Origin of the sequence: Corynebacterium kalidii (genome assembly GCF_022869005.1) — a bacterium.
Classification (GTDB): Bacteria; Actinomycetota; Actinomycetes; order Mycobacteriales; family Mycobacteriaceae; genus Corynebacterium; species Corynebacterium kalidii.
In genome coordinates, this window is the sequence record NZ_JALIEA010000006.1 from 18,711 (window position 1) to 34,495 (window position 15,785).

Sequence of the window (15,785 nt, forward strand, 5' to 3'; positions counted from 1 at the left end):
GCAGCATGCGCACACACGGCACACACGTGTCCGCACGTACCCAGGTGACCCAGATGCTCGGGTCGCTCCCACCACTGGTCCGGGCTGGGGTGTTGAGGACGGGCGGACCGCGGGAATCCGCCGGACTGATCGGAGCCGTCGGCAGGTGGGGCATGTCCCTGGCCGCCCTGGTGGAGATGAGCGCCACCTCGTTCCCGCACCGCACCGCCCTGATCGACGACCACGGCTCCCTGAGCTACGCGGAACTCCGCGACCAGGCCCGGGCACTGGCACGCAGCCTGCGGACCTACTCGGAGCCGGACGGGCCGGATGGGGCGGACATCTCGTCGATCTCGGTGATCGCCAGGAACAGCCGCGGCCTCGTCCTGCCGCTCATCGCCGCGGCCTACCTCGGTGCCGAGGCCAAGATCCTCAACCCCGGGTCATCGCTGACGCAGCTCCAGGACATCGCCGACGACTACCCCAGCAGCGTCACCTTCATCGACGCGGAGTTCACCGAGGTGCTGGAGAAGCTCTCCACGGCCAACAAGGTCACCGTGGCGGAGTGGTCCGGTGACGCGCAAGCGCACGCGCCGGGCCAGCCTGGCCAGCCGGCTTCGTTGGAGTCCCTCGTCGCCGCCGGACGGAGTGAGTACCGACACGTCGCCTTACCGGGCCGCCCCGCCCAGCGGTCGACGGTGATCATGTCGTCGGGCACCCGCGGCGTCCCGAAGGCCGTCGTCCTGCCGGTCCCGCGGACACCCAAGGTACTCGGCAGCATCCTGGAGCGGATCCCGTTCCGCTCCGGCGACGTGATCCAGCTGTCCGTCGGTCTGTTCCACGCGTGGGGGTGGCTCAACCTGCACATCTCCATGGCCACCGGGTCGACCCTGCTCACCCGGCGCTGGTTCGACAGCGAGACCGACATCCGGGACATCGTCCGCCACGACGTGACCGGCATCGTCTCCGCGGCGGTCTACCTGCGCCAGATCCTCGCCGGCGTCGGCGAGCACGTCGGTGCGGGCGTCGGTGGGGGTGTCGACGTGTCCGGGATCCGCTACATCGTCTCGGCCGGCAACGCCATCCCGCCGGAGCTCGTCGTGGAACTCAACGCACGGTTCGGGGACGGCACGGGCGTGGTCCACAACTTCTACGGCTCCACCGAGCACGGCCAGATCACCCTGGCCACCGCCGCGGACCTGGCCGCCGACCCCACCACCGCGGGCCGTCCCGGTCCGGGGGTGCGTCTGGCGATCATCGGGGACGACGGACGCCCCGTGGCGCCCGGCGGCACCGGCGTCATCTACTCGTCGAACTCCATGACCTCCCTGGGGTTCCTCTCCGACAAGGACTCCGGCGACGTCGTCGACGGCATGCTGTCCACCGGGGACACCGGGTTCATCGACGACTCCGGCAGGCTCTACGTCTGCGGTCGCGCCGACGACATGGTCATCCGGGGCGGGGAGAACATCCACCCCCGGGCCATCGAGGAGTTCCTGCTGACCCTTCCCCAGATCCGGGACGCCTTCGTCATCGGCCACCAGGGTGACCTGGTGGCCACGCTCGACGCCTACATCGTCACCGACCACGAGATCACCGACGGGGAACTGAACGACGCCGTCCTCGCCGGAGTCAACCGGTTCTGCGCCCTGGACAACATCGTCCGGGTCGAGACCCTGCCACGCAACGACTCCGGGAAGGTCGTCCCACGCCTGCTCCCCGACACCCCGGGCACGACCCGGTAGAAAGCTGAGGACCGACATGTACTACTCCAACGGAAACTACGAGGCCTTCGCCCGCCCGCGGAAACCCGAGGGCATCGAGGACAGGCACGCCTGGATCGTCGGGACGGGGCTCGCGGGGCTCGCCGCGGCCACCTTCCTGATCCGTGACGCGCAGATGCCGGGCACGAACATCCACCTCATCGAGGAGCTCCCGGTGGCCGGCGGCTCGCTCGACGGTGCCGAACGCCCGGACATCGGTTTCGTCACCCGCGGCGGACGCGAGATGGAGAACCACTTCGAGTGCCTCTGGGACATGTACCGCTCGATCCCGTCACTCGAGATCCCCGGAGCGTCCTACCTGGACGAGTACTACTGGCTGGACAAGGACGACCCCAACTCCTCCAACTGCCGCCTCATCCACCAGCGGGGCAACCGCGTCCCCTCGGACGGCGACTTCACCCTCACGGAGAAGGCCCAGCTGGAGATCGTCAAACTGGTCACGGCATCCGAGCACACACTCGAGGGGCGCACGATCGGGGACTACTTCTCCGACGAGTTCTTCGCCAGCAACTTCTGGTTCTACTGGGCCACGATGTTCGCCTTCGAGAAATGGCACTCCCTGATCGAGATGCGCCGCTACGTGATGCGGTTCATCCACCACACCGGCGGGCTGCCGGACTTCACGGCGCTGAAGTTCAACCGCTACAACCAGTACGACTCCATGGTCCGCCCCGTGCTGACGTACCTCCTCGACCACGACGTGGACGTCCGCTACGGCACTACCGTCGTCGACATCGACGTCGACATCGACGGACCGTCCAAGACGGCCACGGCGCTGCACGTCGAGACCGGGGACGGCGTGCAGACGATCGCGCTGAGCGAGGACGACGTCGTGTTCGTGACGAACGGGTCCATCACCGAGTCCACCACCTACGGCGACCACGACACGTCGGCACCCGTGACCACCGAGCCCGGCGGATCCTGGAACCTGTGGGAGAACCTCGCCGCCAAGTCGAAGGACTTCGGACGCCCCGGGGTGTTCTACCGGAACCTCCCGGAGAAGAGCTGGTACGTCTCCGCCACCGCCACACTGAAGGACGGGAAGGTCGAGCCGTTCATCGAACGACTCACCCAGCGTTCCCTCCACGACGGCAAGGTCAACACCGGCGGCATCATCACCGTCACGGACTCGTCCTGGCTGCTGAGTTTCGCGGTCCACCGCCAGCCGCACTTCACGTCGCAGAACGAGAACGAGATCGTCGTGTGGATCTATGCCCTCTACTCCGACGTCGACGGCGACTACGTCCGCAAGCCCATCGTTGACTGCACCGGCGAGGAGATCACCCGGGAATGGCTCTACCACCTGGGCGTCCCGGTGGACCAGATCGCGGAGATGTCGGCACATGAGTCGGTGAACACCAACCCGGTGTACATGCCGTACATCACGTCGTACTTCATGCCGCGGCGCGCCGGCGACCGTCCGGACGTGGTGCCGGAGGGGTCGAAGAACCTCGCCTTCATCGGTAACTTCGCCGAGTCCCCGTCGCGGGACACGGTGTTCACCACCGAGTACTCCGTGCGCACCGCCATGGAGGCCGTGTACACGTTCATGGGTGTGGAACGAGGGGTCCCCGAGGTCTTCGGTTCGGTTTACGACCTACGTGAACTGCTGAAGGCGACCTACCACCTCCGGGACCGCAGGAGCCTCGAGGAGCAGCCTCTGACATCGAGGTTCCCGCTGCCGGTGCCGCGCTTCATCACCTCCAGGCTGCGCGCGAAGCTGAACGGTACGTGGGTGGAGGAACTGCTGCAGGACTCCGGTCTGCTGAAGCGCTGAGTGTCGGGCGGCCACCCACCGCCGTACCCCCCGACGACGACCAGAGGGCGTCCCCGAACTTTCCGGGGACGCCCTCTGGACGTGCTGTGGAGCCGATGACGGGAATCGAACCCGCGTATTCAGCTTGGGAAGCTGATGTTCTACCATTGAACTACATCGGCGGTCATGCTTGCGCACTGCAGACGACTCTAACACAGTCGAGCGACGGGGTGAGACAACGGGGTAGGGGTTGGTCCGCTAGGGTAGGTGACGTGCTTCTTTCCGATCGAGACATCCGCGCAGCCCTCGGTTCAGGCGACCTCGCCCTGGACCCGTTCGACCCGACCCTCATCCAGCCGTCAAGTATCGACGTGCGTCTCGACCGTTACTTCCGGGTGTTCAACAACTCCCGGTACACGCACATCGACCCGCGCTTGCCGCAGGAGGACCTGACCACCCTCGTGGAGGTCGGTGACGGTACCGGCGAGGACGGGACCGACGTCAACGACGGGGGAGTGGCCGCCGAGGCCTTCATCCTGCATCCCGGCGAGTTCGTGCTCGGCTCCACCCTGGAGCTGGTGACGGTGCCGGACAACCTGGCCGCCCGCCTGGAGGGCAAGTCGTCCCTGGGTCGGCTCGGCCTGCTCACCCACTCGACGGCGGGGTTCGTGGACCCCGGTTTCACCGGCCACATCACCCTGGAGCTGTCGAACACCGCGAACCTGCCGATCGCCCTCTACCCGGGGATGAAGATCGGGCAGTTGGCACTCTTCAACCTGTCCAGCCCGGCCGAGTCCCCCTACGGTTCGGGCCCACTGGGCTCGAAGTACCAGGGGCAGCGGGGGCCGACGCCGTCGAAGGCGTACCTGAACTTCCGTCCGTAGCGGCGTCGGCGGTCTCCACACACACCTCGCCCCCGGGAGCATGACTGCTGCCGGGGGCGGGGCGCTGACGTTTCAAGAGGAGAATGCTCAACTGCCGTATACGGGTCCTTCCGTCGGGGGCCGTCGGTGCGACGGTCGGTACTCGGGCGGTGACTCCGGTGACCACCGTGATCACGGTGTCTCAGTGGCCTCCGAAGGCGCTGACATTCAATCTACGAGCCGTGGATTAAAGATCCATGGCAACGCACTGGGGTGTCCCTGCCGCCTTACTGACGTGTTCGGTGGGGCGTGTTCGGGGGCTCAGACCACGTCGTCCGGGCGGAACCCGGCGCCGACGGCGAGGACGGCGAGTTGTACGCGGGTGGATGCGCCGAACCTCCCCAGCAGCTGCGAGACCTGCTTCTTCACCGTGCTCGACGAGCGCCCGGTCCTCCGGCTGATCTCGGAATTCGACAGTCCGATGCAGAGCAGGGCGAGGGTGGTCTCCTCGGCGGCGGACATCCGGGGCAGCGACGACGCAGGCACCGACGGCCCCGACGGCCCCGACGGTACCGACAGTTCCGGCGTCGGGGGCTCGGCCTCGGCGGCGGGACGGTCTCCCCGGACCTCCGGTGTCAGGTGCCGGACCAGGTTCGACGCCGGCTGCGGGCTGACCACGGTGCCGCCGCTGACCGTGGCGAGGACGGTGTCGATGATGAACTCGGGGCGCGCGCTCTTCAGGATGTAGCCGCGCCCGCCCTGGGCGAGGACCGAGAGCATCGTCTCCTCCTCGTCCAGCGCGGTCATGGCCACGAACACCGGCGGGTCCGGGAGCTGGCGGATGTGTCCGAGGAGTTCGACCCCGTCCATGCCGGGGATGTGGATGTCGGCCAGGACCACGTCGACCGGTGTGTCCGCCGCGTGTGCCGCCAGGAGCTCGAGCGCCTCGGGGCCGCTGGTGGCTTCGCCGACCAGGTCGATCGACGCGCCGGCGGGTGAGCCGAAGTAGAGGCGGAGCGACGACAGGACGAGGGGGTCGTCGTCGACGATCAGCAGACGGACAGGGGGAGAAGGCATGTCAGACAGGGGGCTGGTCGTCCTCAGCGCTTACGGCACCAGGGCAGGGACGGGTGGTACTTGCAGCTGGCGATGTCGGAGATGGCGCGCTTCGAGTCGACCCAGGACGAGGAGCCCGGGGCGTCGGCGGCGGCGACACCTGTCGACAGTCCGGCGGTGAGCGCGACGGTGGTGGCAGCCAGGAGAAGACGGCGGCCGTGAGCAGGCAACATGGGCACGGTTGCTCCTAGGATCGGGGTGAGGGGCGTTTATCAAGATTTGATAACGACTATAGGCAGTCGGAGGGTGGTACGCCAGAGGCGGGACTCCGGTCCCCCCAGTGCAGGACCCTCCCCCGTCCGCACGCTGCCCGTTTCATCACCGGGGACGGTGAGGCCAGCCTCCAACGTACCCCCGGCTTTCGTCGCCCGCGCGCGCATGGAGCCCACCCCCATCTCCGTCGACACCACATCGTCGCCGTCCGGAGACGTGGTGTGTCCGGGGCGGGACGGCACGGCGTTGACCATGGTGACCACGAACGTACCGTCCTGGACAGTGCAGGTCAGGTCCACGGTGGTATGCGGCGCGGCATGTTTCGCCGCGTTCGCGGTCATCTCGGTGAGTACCTTGACCGCGGTGTCCCGGTCGATCCACGGGGTCCCCGTGGTACCCGGGATGCCCGGGACGTCCGTCGCGTTCACCACCGCGGCGACGTCGTCCGGCAGGTCGACCGTCGGGCGCAGGTCCAGGGAATGCGCTTCGAGCTCCTGCCGCATCCTGGCTATGGCGACCTCCAGGGGTGGGCTGGCCACGCGTGTGCGGAACGAGGTGCGGTTGGGGTTCTCGTTGAGCAGCCGCAGCATCGTCCGCAGGTTGGACAGTGCCTCGCGCGAGGAGTCCGAGATGTTGTCGAGCCCCTCCCGGTGGGTCGCCCCGTCGCCGGGAGGGAGCAGGGTCAGGGCCTGCGCCTGCATGACGACACTGGTCAGTGAGGTGGCCACGGAGTCGTGGAGCTCGCGGGCCAGTTCCAGGCGCTGCTGCCGCTCCTGTTCGGCCAGGGACGTCCGGAGCCTCTCCTGCTGCCGGGCGTGGTTGGCCCGGAAACACCCGATGAGGAATGCGGCGGCGAGCATGGCACCGACCAGGGTGAGGGCGGTGACGTCCGTGGACAGGGCGCCGGCCTGCGGGTCGACCGCGGAGAGCGCCCAGTGGGCGCACGCCAGCGACCCGCCCAGCAGGATCTGTCCGCAGGCGGCCACGATCTCCACGATGAGCATCGTGAAGAAGATCGAGTACAGCGGGACGACCCCGTCGGCCGCGTTGACCACGAATGCCGCGAGCACGAGCAGCAGCGACAGCATCGACGCGGCGACCGGGATCCTCGCGGTGCCGGCGACGAGGAGCAGGGTGGCCCCGGCGAGCAGGGCCGTGCCGACGAACGCGTCGTCCGGGGTCGAGGCGAGCTCGAAGACGGTGAGGACGGTGGCCAGTACCGTCTCGATCACGCCGAGCTGCGTGAGACGTCGGGTGCGGAGGACAGGCGGCAGCCGACGGGGACGGTGAGGCGTCCTGGAACTGGCGTTCACGTCCGGGGCGTCCTACTGGCGGTAGGACGACAGGAAGTTCCCCAGCCGTTCGATGGCCTCGGCGAGGTCCTGCTTCCACGGCAGCGTGACCACCCGGAAGTGGTCGGGGGACGGCCAGTTCATGCCCGTGCCCTGCACCATCTGGATCTTCTCGGAGCGCAGCAGGTCGAACATGAACTGCTCGTCGTCGTGGATTTCGTGGACCTCGGGGTCGATCTTCGGGAAGGCGTACAACGCGCCCATCGGCTTGACCACGCTGATCCCCGGGATCTCGTTCAGCTTGGTGTAGGCGGTGTTGCGCTGCTCCAGCAGACGTCCGCCGGGCAGCACCAGGTCGTCGATCGACTGCCGCCCCGACAACGCCACCTGGATGCCGTACTGGGCCGGGACGTTGGCGCACAACCGGGTGGACGCCAGCAGCGTGAGGCCCTCGATGAAGCCCTTCGCGTGCTCCTTCGGCCCGGTGATCACGGCCCAGCCGGCGCGGTAGCCGGCGACACGGTAGGCCTTGGACAGGCCGTTGAAGGTGATGCACAGGAGGTCCGGCGCCAGCGACGCGGTGCTCACGTGCACGGCGTCGTCGTAGAGGATCTTGTCGTAGATCTCGTCGGACAGCAGCAGCAGGGAGTGCGCACGGGCGATGTCGACGATCTTCTGCACGACCTCGCGGCTGTACACCGCGCCGGTGGGGTTGTTCGGGTTGATGATCACGATCGCCTTGGTGCGCTCGGTGATCTTCGACTCGATGTCCTCGATCGACGGGGCCCAGTCGTCCTCCTCGTCGCAGAGGTAGTGCACCGGCTTGCCGCCCGAGAGGGTCGTCGCCGCGGTCCACAGCGGGTAGTCCGGCGCGGGGATGAGCACCTCGTCGCCGTCGTTGAGCAGGGCTTGGGTGGTCATCGTGATCAGCTCGGAGACACCGTTGCCGATGAACACGTCGTCGATGTCGAACGCCGGGAAACCGGGGACCATCTCGTAGCGGGCGACGATGGCCCGGCGGGCCGAGGGGATCCCCTTCGACTGCGAGTACCCCTGCGCGTACGGCAGGGCGGCGATCATGTCCTGCACGATCGTGTCCGGCGCGTCGAACCCGAAGGCCGCCGGGTTGCCGGTGTTGAGCTTGAGGATGCGGTGACCGTCCGCCTCCATCCGCTCGGCCTCGGCGTTGACCGGGCCACGGATCTCGTAGAGGACGTTCTGGAGCTTCGTCGACTGGTCCAGCGGGCGCGGCTGCCGGGCCCCTGTCGCGTTCTTCTCTTCAGTGCTCATTCCAGCAATTGTGCCAGTCACCCCGCCGCGGTGACAGCCGACTGCCCGAACTGGGTGGCGCCGGCTGTCGACCGGGCCCTGATCCTGCCCTTATCCTGCCCCACCCCTGCCCCGATCAGGGTGGTCAGTTGCCGGTGGCCCCGTCGGTGTCGCCGGTCCCGGTGCCGCCGGTGTCGCCGCCCGTGCCGGTGTCGTCGCCGGTCCCGCCACCGGTGTCCCCGCCGGTTCCGCCACCCCCGGTTCCGCCGCCGGTGTCACCGCCTCCGTTGCCGTTGCCGTCGCCGGGGTTGCCCGGGGTGGTCTGGCCACCGCCGTTGCCGCCGCCGGTGTTCCCACCGCCGTTGCCGTTGCCACCGTTTCCGCCGGTGCCGCCGCCGTTCCCGGGGTTCGGCTCGCTGGGGGAGGGCGCCCGGCTGGACGGTGCGGCGTCCTCGGTCTCCTCCGCCGTGGAGGGGGCGTACTCCTCCGGTTTCTCGGGCTGAGGCTCGTAGTAGTAGCCGGCGCTGTTGTCGGGTTGAGCCGGCTCGATCGGGTTCTTCGAGTCCCACGCCTTGGGCCGCGGGTACTCCGGGACGACGCTGGAGTACGGGGAGTGCCGTTCGTCCTCGTCGCCGGAGGTCATCAGTGCGACGGCCGTCGCCGCGCCGACCACGGACAGTCCGACACCGATGACGAGGATCCAGCCCCAGGTGGGGAACGGCGCGTACCAGGGGCGTGAGCCGTCGCCGGGCGGCGGGCCGTCCGCCCCGGAGCCGTCGTCGGACGAGCCGGCACCAGCGGCGTCGTCAGCGTCGGAGGAGCCGGTGCCGGCGGCTGCGGTGCCGTCCGAGGCGGCGGCTCCCGCGCCGGCTGCGCCGACTGCTGCGGCCGTGGGCAGGACGGTGGTCGCGGTGGTGTCGTTGAGTTTCTGCTCGTGCTCGGCGATGCGTTCGTCGTCGACGATCGGGATGATGCCGGTGACCTCGGGGTCGCGGGCGGAACCCAGCGGCGCCGCGGCAGCCCCCTCAGTCCCGTCGGCGCCCTCGGCCCCGTCGGTCACCTCGGTCGATTCGGCGTCGATGACCTCACGGTTGGTCTCCTGCCCGTCACCGGTGGAGGCGACCTCCGCGTCGTAGCCCTCGGCCCCCCGGGGCGCGCCGGAACCGCCGACGGACGTCTCCGCGGCTCCCGTCCGGTCGCCCATGGAGAACTCGGTGTCCTCGAACGCGTCGGTGTCGCGCGGGAGGTCGGCACCGTGGTGGCGCTGGGGGTCTGAGGGGTTACTCATCTGGTCTCTTCATCTCGTCACACGGTTCTGCGGCGGGCCGAATGGCATCGGCGCATGGAACGGTCGGGTCCATTCTAACCGCCGGACACCGTCACCCTAATCCCCGGCGGCGTCGGCCGTGTCGTCGTGCGATGCAGGGGGACGCTGACGCCGTCGTCAGGACGCCAGGAACGCGATGACCTCGGCGCGTGCGGCCCGTCCCTCCGGTGTGCGTAGCAGCGGGAAGTTGTGCAGGGCACCGTCGACGACGGTGGTCGGGCACCCCGTGCGTCGGGCGAGCAGTGCGGCGTCGGCGTGCAGCACGTCCCGCGTGCCGCTCCAGGTGTGCACTTCCGGCAGCGACGCCAGCAGCTCGTCCGACGCGGTCAGTGGGCTGACCAGCACCGACCGGACGCCCGCCTGGCGTCCCCACGCCTCGCCGGCGACGCGGAGCGCGTCGGGGTTCAGGCGGGGGTCGGCGGCGACGAGGTCCTCGGTGCCGGGGCTGTCGCAGGTCGCGTCGAGCCAGGGGGAGATCAGGGCGACCCGGTCGATCCGGCGGATCCGCCCGGCCTGGGACGCGGTGGTCCCGGCACGCCCGAGCCGGTCGAGCATCCACCCCAGGGCGAGTCCGGCACCGGCGGAGTCCGCGACCAGGCGGATGCCCAGGTCGGCGGCGTCGGCCTCGGCGACCGCGCGTTCGAGGACGGCGTCGAGCAGGCGGGCGGCGGCGGTGGCCTCGTACCCGGGCGCGCGTCCGTAGTCCGGGACGACGACCTTCGTCCCGGCGCCGGCGATGTCGCTGACGAGGTTCCAGTGGACGGTGCCCAGGCCCTGGACGTAGCCGCCGCCATGCACGTAGATGCAGATGTCCAGCGGGGTGTCCCGCGGGGCGTCGGTGGCCGGCACCAGGCTGTGGGTGGTGAACGTGCCGTCGTCGGTGGTGACGGTGTCGGTGACCACGTGGTTGACCTGGTAGAGCTCGTGGGGCACGGGTGCCGACGGACGGGGTCGTTCCATGAGGTCGCGCACGTTCTCCGCCGAGGACCAGGTGCTCCGTCCGGGGAGGGCGGACAGGGCGGCGAGGAGGCGCATCTGCAGGCTCATGGACGTCGATCCTAGGGGAGTCCGCCACCGTCCGGAAAAAAGTTGAGCGGATCGGGAACAACTTTCCGGGGCCGCGGGTTGTACGGTATGTCAGACATTGAGTCGCAAGCACTCAACTCAGGTTGACACCTCGGAATGTCAGGTGCAGACTTGAGCGCGACTCACTTAACAAGCTCAAGAACAGCAGGAGGAAGTCATTATGGGACGTGCAGTCGGTATCGACCTGGGAACCACCAACTCGGTCGTCAGTGTGCTCGAAGGTGGCGAGGCCACCGTCATCGCCAACTCCGAAGGCGCCCGGACCACCCCGTCGATCGTCGCCTTCGCCAAGAACGGTGAGGTGCTCGTCGGCCAGTCCGCGAAGAACCAGGCGGTCACCAACGTCGACCGCACCATCCGCTCCGTCAAGCGCCACATCGGCGACGACAGCTGGACCACCAGCGAGATCGACGGCAAGAAGTACACCGCCCAGGAGATCTCCGCCCGTACCCTCCAGAAGCTCAAGAGGGACGCCGAGTCCTACCTCGGTGAGGACGTCACCGACGCGGTCATCACCGTGCCCGCCTACTTCAACGACGCCCAGCGTCAGGCCACCAAGGACGCCGGCCAGATCGCCGGCCTGAACGTCCTGCGTATCGTCAACGAGCCCACCGCGGCTGCGCTGGCCTACGGCCTGGAGAAGGGCGACAAGGAGCAGACCATCCTGGTCTTCGACCTCGGTGGCGGTACCTTCGACGTCTCCCTGCTGGAGATCGGCGACGGTGTCGTCGAGGTGCGCGCCACCTCCGGCGACAACTCCCTCGGTGGCGACGACTGGGACCAGCGCATCGTCGACTGGCTCGTCGAGAAGTTCAAGACCGCCCACGGTGTCGACCTGTCCAAGGACAAGATGGCCCTGCAGCGTCTGCGTGAGGCGGCGGAGAAGGCCAAGATCGAGCTGTCCAGCTCCCAGCAGGCCAGCATCAACCTGCCGTACATCACCGTCGACCAGGACAAGAACCCGCTGTTCCTCGACGAGACCCTGTCGCGCACCGAGTTCCAGCGCATCACCCAGGACCTCCTCGACCGCACGAAGAAGCCCTTCGAGGCCGTGCTGAAGGACGCCGACATCTCCGTCGACGAGATCGAGCACGTCGTGCTCGTCGGTGGTTCCACCCGTATGCCCGCCGTCTCCGAGCTGGTCAAGGAACTGACCGGTGGCAAGGAGCCGAACAAGGGCGTCAACCCGGACGAGGTCGTCGCTGTCGGCGCCGCCCTGCAGGCCGGCGTCCTGCGCGGTGAGGTCAAGGACGTGCTGCTGCTCGACGTCACCCCGCTGTCCCTCGGTATCGAGACCAAGGGCGGCGTGATGACCAAGCTCATCGAGCGCAACACCACCATCCCGACCAAGCGGTCGGAGACCTTCACCACCGCCGAGGACTCCCAGCCCTCCGTGCAGATCCAGGTCTTCCAGGGTGAGCGCGAGATGGCCCAGCAGAACAAGCTGCTCGGCTCCTTCGAGCTCGGCGGCATCGCCCCGGCCCCGCGTGGTGTGCCGCAGATCGAGGTCACCTTCGACATCGACGCCAACGGCATCGTGCACGTCACCGCCAAGGACAAGGGCACCGGCAAGGAGACCTCGATCACCATCCAGGACGGCTCCGGTCTGTCCCAGGAGGAGATCGACCAGATGGTGAAGGACGCCGAGGCACACGCCGAGGAGGACAAGAAGCGCCGCGAGGAGCAGGAGGTCCGTAACTCCGCCGAGTCCATGGCCTACCAGACCCGGAAGTTCCTGTCCGAGAGCGAGGACAAGGTCTCCGAGGAGACCAAGACCAAGGTCGAGGAGGCTGCCGCAGCCGTCGACGAGGCGCTCAAGGGCGACGACATCGAGGCCGTCAAGGACGCCGTCGAGAAGCTGTCGGCCGAGAGCCAGGAGATGGGCAAGGCCATCTACGAGGCCGAGGCCGCCAACGCCGAGGGTGCCGAGGGTGCCCAGGGTGCCTCCGCGGAGGACGACGTCGTCGACGCCGAGGTCGTCGACGAGGACGAGACCAAGTCCGGGGATGATTCCAAGTGACCATGCCCGACAACCCCGGTGACCCGGCCGTGACCGACGAGGAGTACACCTCGCCGGACCTGGCCGAGACCACGCCGGAAGAGGACGCGGTCGTCGCCGAGGGTGCCGACGCTCAGGTGGCCGAGGCGCTCGCCGGTGACTCCGAGGACGGCGTCGCCGAGACCGCGGAGGCTGACATCGACGACTCCGGTGAGCTCTCCGACGCGGAGATCCAGCTCGCCGAGCGCACCGCCGACCTGCAGCGTGTCACCGCCGAGTACGCGAACTACCGTCGTCGTACCGAACGGGACCGGGTGGGTATCGGTGAAGCGGCCAAGGCCGACGTCGCCGCGTCCCTGCTGCCCATCCGGGACGACCTCGACCTCGCCGAGCAGCACGGTGACCTCAACGGGCCGCTCAAGGCCGTGGCCGACAAGCTGGACTCCGTGCTGGCGGGACTGAAGGTCGAGACCTTCGGTGCCGAGGGCGACGAGTTCGACCCGTCGAAGCACGAGGCCGTGCAGGACGCCTCCAGCGGTGACGACAAGGCCGTCGGCACCGTCCTGCGCAAGGGCTACCGCATGGGCGACCGGGTGCTGCGGACCGCCATGGTGGTCATCGCCGACCGGTAGGCGACTGCGGGGCCGTCTGGCCGGACGGGCCACTGGTTTGCTGGTCTGCCGGTCCGGCATTCCGGCGGCCCATCGGCCGCAAAAGTCTCCGCCCGTGCACGTTTCTCTCCGATTGACGTGCACGGGCGGAGACTTTTCTGCTGTCTGGGTTCGGGTGGGCTGGGGGTAGCCTCGGCTGACCGCCATCCCCGCCCCGCGGTACAGCTCAGGACTCGATGCGGGAGGCCAGGTAGGCGTCCGGCTGGATGGCCACGACCTGTTGGCCGTCCACGCTGGTGGAGACGTCGGTGACCGCGGTGAACGTTCCGTCGTGGGCGACATGCAGCCGGGCGCTGAGCGGACCCGCGTTGCTCCGGAGCCGGGTCAGCGCCTCGGTGCTCATGGCCTTGATGCCGTCCACCAGGTCCTGTCCGGTGCTCACCTCGCGCACCAGCATCAGGTGCCGGTGGGGGACCGCCACGAGCACCCCGGCCGAGGTGTCCAGGTCGGGGATCCAGCGGGGCAGGATCTCGTCGAGGAACTCCACCGCACTGGTCAGGAAGAACGAGTCGGACTCCACCGTCCAGTACCGTGCGGCCGGGTCCACGCCGGCGCCATGACCTTGCCCGGCCTCCCTCCGGGCTCCGTTCACCGAACCCTGCACGAACTCCTGCACGGGTGTCGTGGTGACACGGCACTCGGTGAGGTCCTGCCAGGTGTTGCGGTAGCCGACCCGGTACAGGTCGCCGAGCTCCTCGGCCGTCGCCGAACCGTGGGCGGCCAGGGCGGCGTCGTCGAGCACCACCACACTGTCCGGTGCATCGAGCACCAGTGAGACATGCAGGTCGCCCGCGAGGGCGCGGGAGGCGTCGTCGAAGGAGCCGGACATGGCCCCGAGTGTCTCCGCGGTCGTCAGCCGGATGCGCAGGTAGCGCAGGAAGTCGGCGGCGGAGAACGCCGTCGGGCCGGGACGGACGGCGGAGGAGGTGTGGGACCGGATGTGGCGCCGGATGAGGTCGAGCAGTTCGGACCCGCTGGCGTGTGCGCCGGCGTCGGCGAGCTGCAGGGAGAGCGCCTCCAACCCGATGAACAACGTCGCGGGCACCGGGGCGTCCGCGGGGTTCTCCGCCGGTGTGACGTGGCGGGCCTCGATCACGGCGTCCTCCCGCAGGGTGGTGTCGAAACCCTCGTCGTCGAGCAGGCGCAGCGTCTGCTGGCGGAGGAAGTCCGCGCGGTGCCGCGGGAGGTGGGGGAACATGCCGTCCGGTGCGGTGGGGGCGGCGTCCCGCCGACCGGTGCGCCGTTTCGGGCCGTTTCGGAAGAACATGCCTATCCACACTATCGCCCGGTCACACCGCGCGGTAGAGCATCGTGGTCCGGGCGTCAGTTCCCGCCCTCGAGGCGCGACAACAGGTAGTTGTCCGGTTCGACCTGGAGGATCTGCTGCCCCTCCTCGTCCATGGTCACGTCGGTGAACGCGTGGACGTGGCCGTCGTAGGCCAGGTGCAGCCGGGCGGTGAGCGGTTCGGGTGTCGACATCAGCTCGGTGAGGGCGACCGTGGTCATGGTGTTGATGCCGTCGATCAGCTCCTGGCCGGTGGCGACCTCGCTGACGAGGAGCATCCGGGGGTGCGGGACGGCGACGATGACCCCGGCGGAGGCGTCGACGTCGGGCAGCCAGCGCGGCAGCAGGTCGTCGAGGAACAGCAGGGCGCTCGCGAGATTGCGGCAGTCCGACTCGATGACATGGAGGCGGGCCCCGGTGGAGCCGGCGGCCCCGGCAGACCCGGCAGACCCGGTGGGTTCAGCGAACCCGGCCATCTCGTCGACGGTGGCGACCTCGATAGTGGCGTCGTCCAGGTCCTGCCAGGTGTTGCGGTGGGCGACACGGTGGAGGTCGTCGAGCTGGCCGGCGGTGGCGGTGCCGTGGGCGGCGAGGGCGAGGTCGTTCAGGGTGGTCGCCGGACCTGCACCGTCCGCGGGTTCCAGGGCCAGGGAGGCCCGGAGGTCCCCGGTGAAGTCCCGGGCGGCGTCGGCGACGGTGCCGGGCGCGGCGTCCAGGGTGCTCTGCGGTACGAGCCGGACGCGCAGCCGGCGGAGGAACTCGGCCTCGGTGACGCCGTCGACGTCGGCCTCGGCGAGCAGTGCCGTGACGAAGTCCCGCACGAGTGCGGTGACGTCCGGGGAGGGGATGTACGGTGCCGAGGCGATGCGGTGCGCCAGGCCGTCGAGCCTGATGACGCGGTGCAGCCGTGGATCGGCGGGTGTGGCACGGATGCCGCCGTCGGCCGTCCAGGAGGTGTCGAAACCTTCGGCGTGGAGGGTGCGCATCGCCTCCTCGCGTACCAGGTCGGCGCGCCATCGGGCGAGGTGGGGGAACATCGTGTCGGGTGCCTCCGGGTCGACGACCCGCCGAGTGGTGGGGCGCTTCCGGCCGGCTCTGGAGAACATGGGAATCCAGCCTAACAGGCGGGAATGACGGCGGTGCGT

The 15,785-nt window shown here is 69.0% G+C and carries 13 protein-coding genes and 1 tRNA gene; 5 read left to right on the forward strand and 9 right to left on the reverse strand.

What is annotated here, in order from left to right; all coding sequences use genetic code 11:
* Positions 1 to 5 precede the first annotated feature (5 nt).
* On the forward strand, positions 6 to 1,724 hold the full coding sequence (locus tag MUN33_RS00545) for an AMP-binding protein (protein WP_244802961.1): 1,719 nt from the start codon (positions 6 to 8) through the stop codon (positions 1,722 to 1,724).
* Between the two features lie 16 nt (positions 1,725 to 1,740).
* Positions 1,741 to 3,540: an oleate hydratase gene (locus MUN33_RS00550; protein WP_244802962.1), complete on the forward strand. Its 1,800-nt coding sequence runs from the start codon at positions 1,741 to 1,743 to the stop codon at positions 3,538 to 3,540.
* An 87-nt stretch (positions 3,541 to 3,627) separates the two neighbouring features.
* Here the strand turns inward: MUN33_RS00550 and MUN33_RS00555 are convergent.
* Positions 3,628 to 3,701: transfer RNA gene (locus tag MUN33_RS00555), tRNA-Gly, on the reverse strand.
* 90 nt (positions 3,702 to 3,791) lie between these two features.
* On the opposite strand from MUN33_RS00555, the gene dcd reads away from it, so the two are divergent.
* On the forward strand, positions 3,792 to 4,403 hold the full coding sequence (gene dcd, locus MUN33_RS00560; protein WP_244802963.1) for a dCTP deaminase: 612 nt from the start codon (positions 3,792 to 3,794) through the stop codon (positions 4,401 to 4,403).
* A 300-nt stretch (positions 4,404 to 4,703) separates the two neighbouring features.
* Here the strand turns inward: dcd and MUN33_RS00565 are convergent, their stop codons facing one another.
* From MUN33_RS00565 to MUN33_RS00590, 6 genes are all read right to left on the reverse strand, one after another.
* On the reverse strand, positions 4,704 to 5,459 hold the full coding sequence (locus tag MUN33_RS00565) for a response regulator transcription factor (RefSeq protein ID WP_244802964.1): 756 nt from the start codon (positions 5,457 to 5,459) through the stop codon (positions 4,704 to 4,706).
* A gap of 23 nt (positions 5,460 to 5,482) precedes the next feature.
* Positions 5,483 to 5,671 carry a hypothetical protein gene (locus MUN33_RS00570; RefSeq protein WP_244802965.1) on the reverse strand — a complete coding sequence of 63 codons (189 nt, stop codon included), beginning with the start codon at positions 5,669 to 5,671 and terminating at the stop codon, positions 5,483 to 5,485.
* Positions 5,672 to 5,710: 39 nt separating this feature from the next.
* Positions 5,711 to 7,024: a sensor histidine kinase gene (locus MUN33_RS00575; RefSeq protein WP_244802966.1), complete on the reverse strand. Its 1,314-nt coding sequence runs from the start codon at positions 7,022 to 7,024 to the stop codon at positions 5,711 to 5,713.
* A 12-nt stretch (positions 7,025 to 7,036) separates the two neighbouring features.
* Positions 7,037 to 8,293, reverse strand: coding sequence for a pyridoxal phosphate-dependent aminotransferase (locus MUN33_RS00580; RefSeq protein ID WP_244802967.1), 1,257 nt, complete (start codon positions 8,291 to 8,293; stop codon positions 7,037 to 7,039).
* Between the two features lie 124 nt (positions 8,294 to 8,417).
* On the reverse strand, positions 8,418 to 9,560 hold the full coding sequence (locus MUN33_RS00585) for a hypothetical protein (RefSeq protein WP_244802968.1): 1,143 nt from the start codon (positions 9,558 to 9,560) through the stop codon (positions 8,418 to 8,420).
* A 156-nt stretch (positions 9,561 to 9,716) separates the two neighbouring features.
* The gene (locus MUN33_RS00590; RefSeq protein ID WP_244802969.1) at positions 9,717 to 10,646 is read right to left on the reverse strand and encodes an alpha/beta hydrolase fold domain-containing protein; all 930 of its coding nucleotides are present in this window, start codon (positions 10,644 to 10,646) and stop codon (positions 9,717 to 9,719) included.
* A gap of 199 nt (positions 10,647 to 10,845) precedes the next feature.
* Between MUN33_RS00590 and dnaK the strand changes: the two genes are divergently transcribed.
* Together dnaK and grpE are read left to right on the forward strand one after the other, a co-directional pair.
* Positions 10,846 to 12,705: a molecular chaperone DnaK gene (dnaK, locus tag MUN33_RS00595; protein ID WP_244802970.1), complete on the forward strand. Its 1,860-nt coding sequence runs from the start codon at positions 10,846 to 10,848 to the stop codon at positions 12,703 to 12,705.
* Between the two features lie 2 nt (positions 12,706 to 12,707).
* Positions 12,708 to 13,316 carry a nucleotide exchange factor GrpE gene (grpE, locus tag MUN33_RS00600; RefSeq protein WP_244802971.1) on the forward strand — a complete coding sequence of 203 codons (609 nt, stop codon included), beginning with the start codon at positions 12,708 to 12,710 and terminating at the stop codon, positions 13,314 to 13,316.
* A gap of 205 nt (positions 13,317 to 13,521) precedes the next feature.
* Here the strand turns inward: grpE and MUN33_RS00605 are convergent, their stop codons facing one another.
* Positions 13,522 to 14,622 (reverse strand): hypothetical protein, encoded by a 1,101-nt coding sequence (locus tag MUN33_RS00605; protein WP_244802972.1) that lies wholly within the window; start codon positions 14,620 to 14,622, stop codon positions 13,522 to 13,524.
* Positions 14,623 to 14,678: 56 nt separating this feature from the next.
* The gene (locus MUN33_RS00610; RefSeq protein WP_244802973.1) at positions 14,679 to 15,746 is read right to left on the reverse strand and encodes a hypothetical protein; all 1,068 of its coding nucleotides are present in this window, start codon (positions 15,744 to 15,746) and stop codon (positions 14,679 to 14,681) included.
* Positions 15,747 to 15,785: the final 39 nt, after the last annotated feature.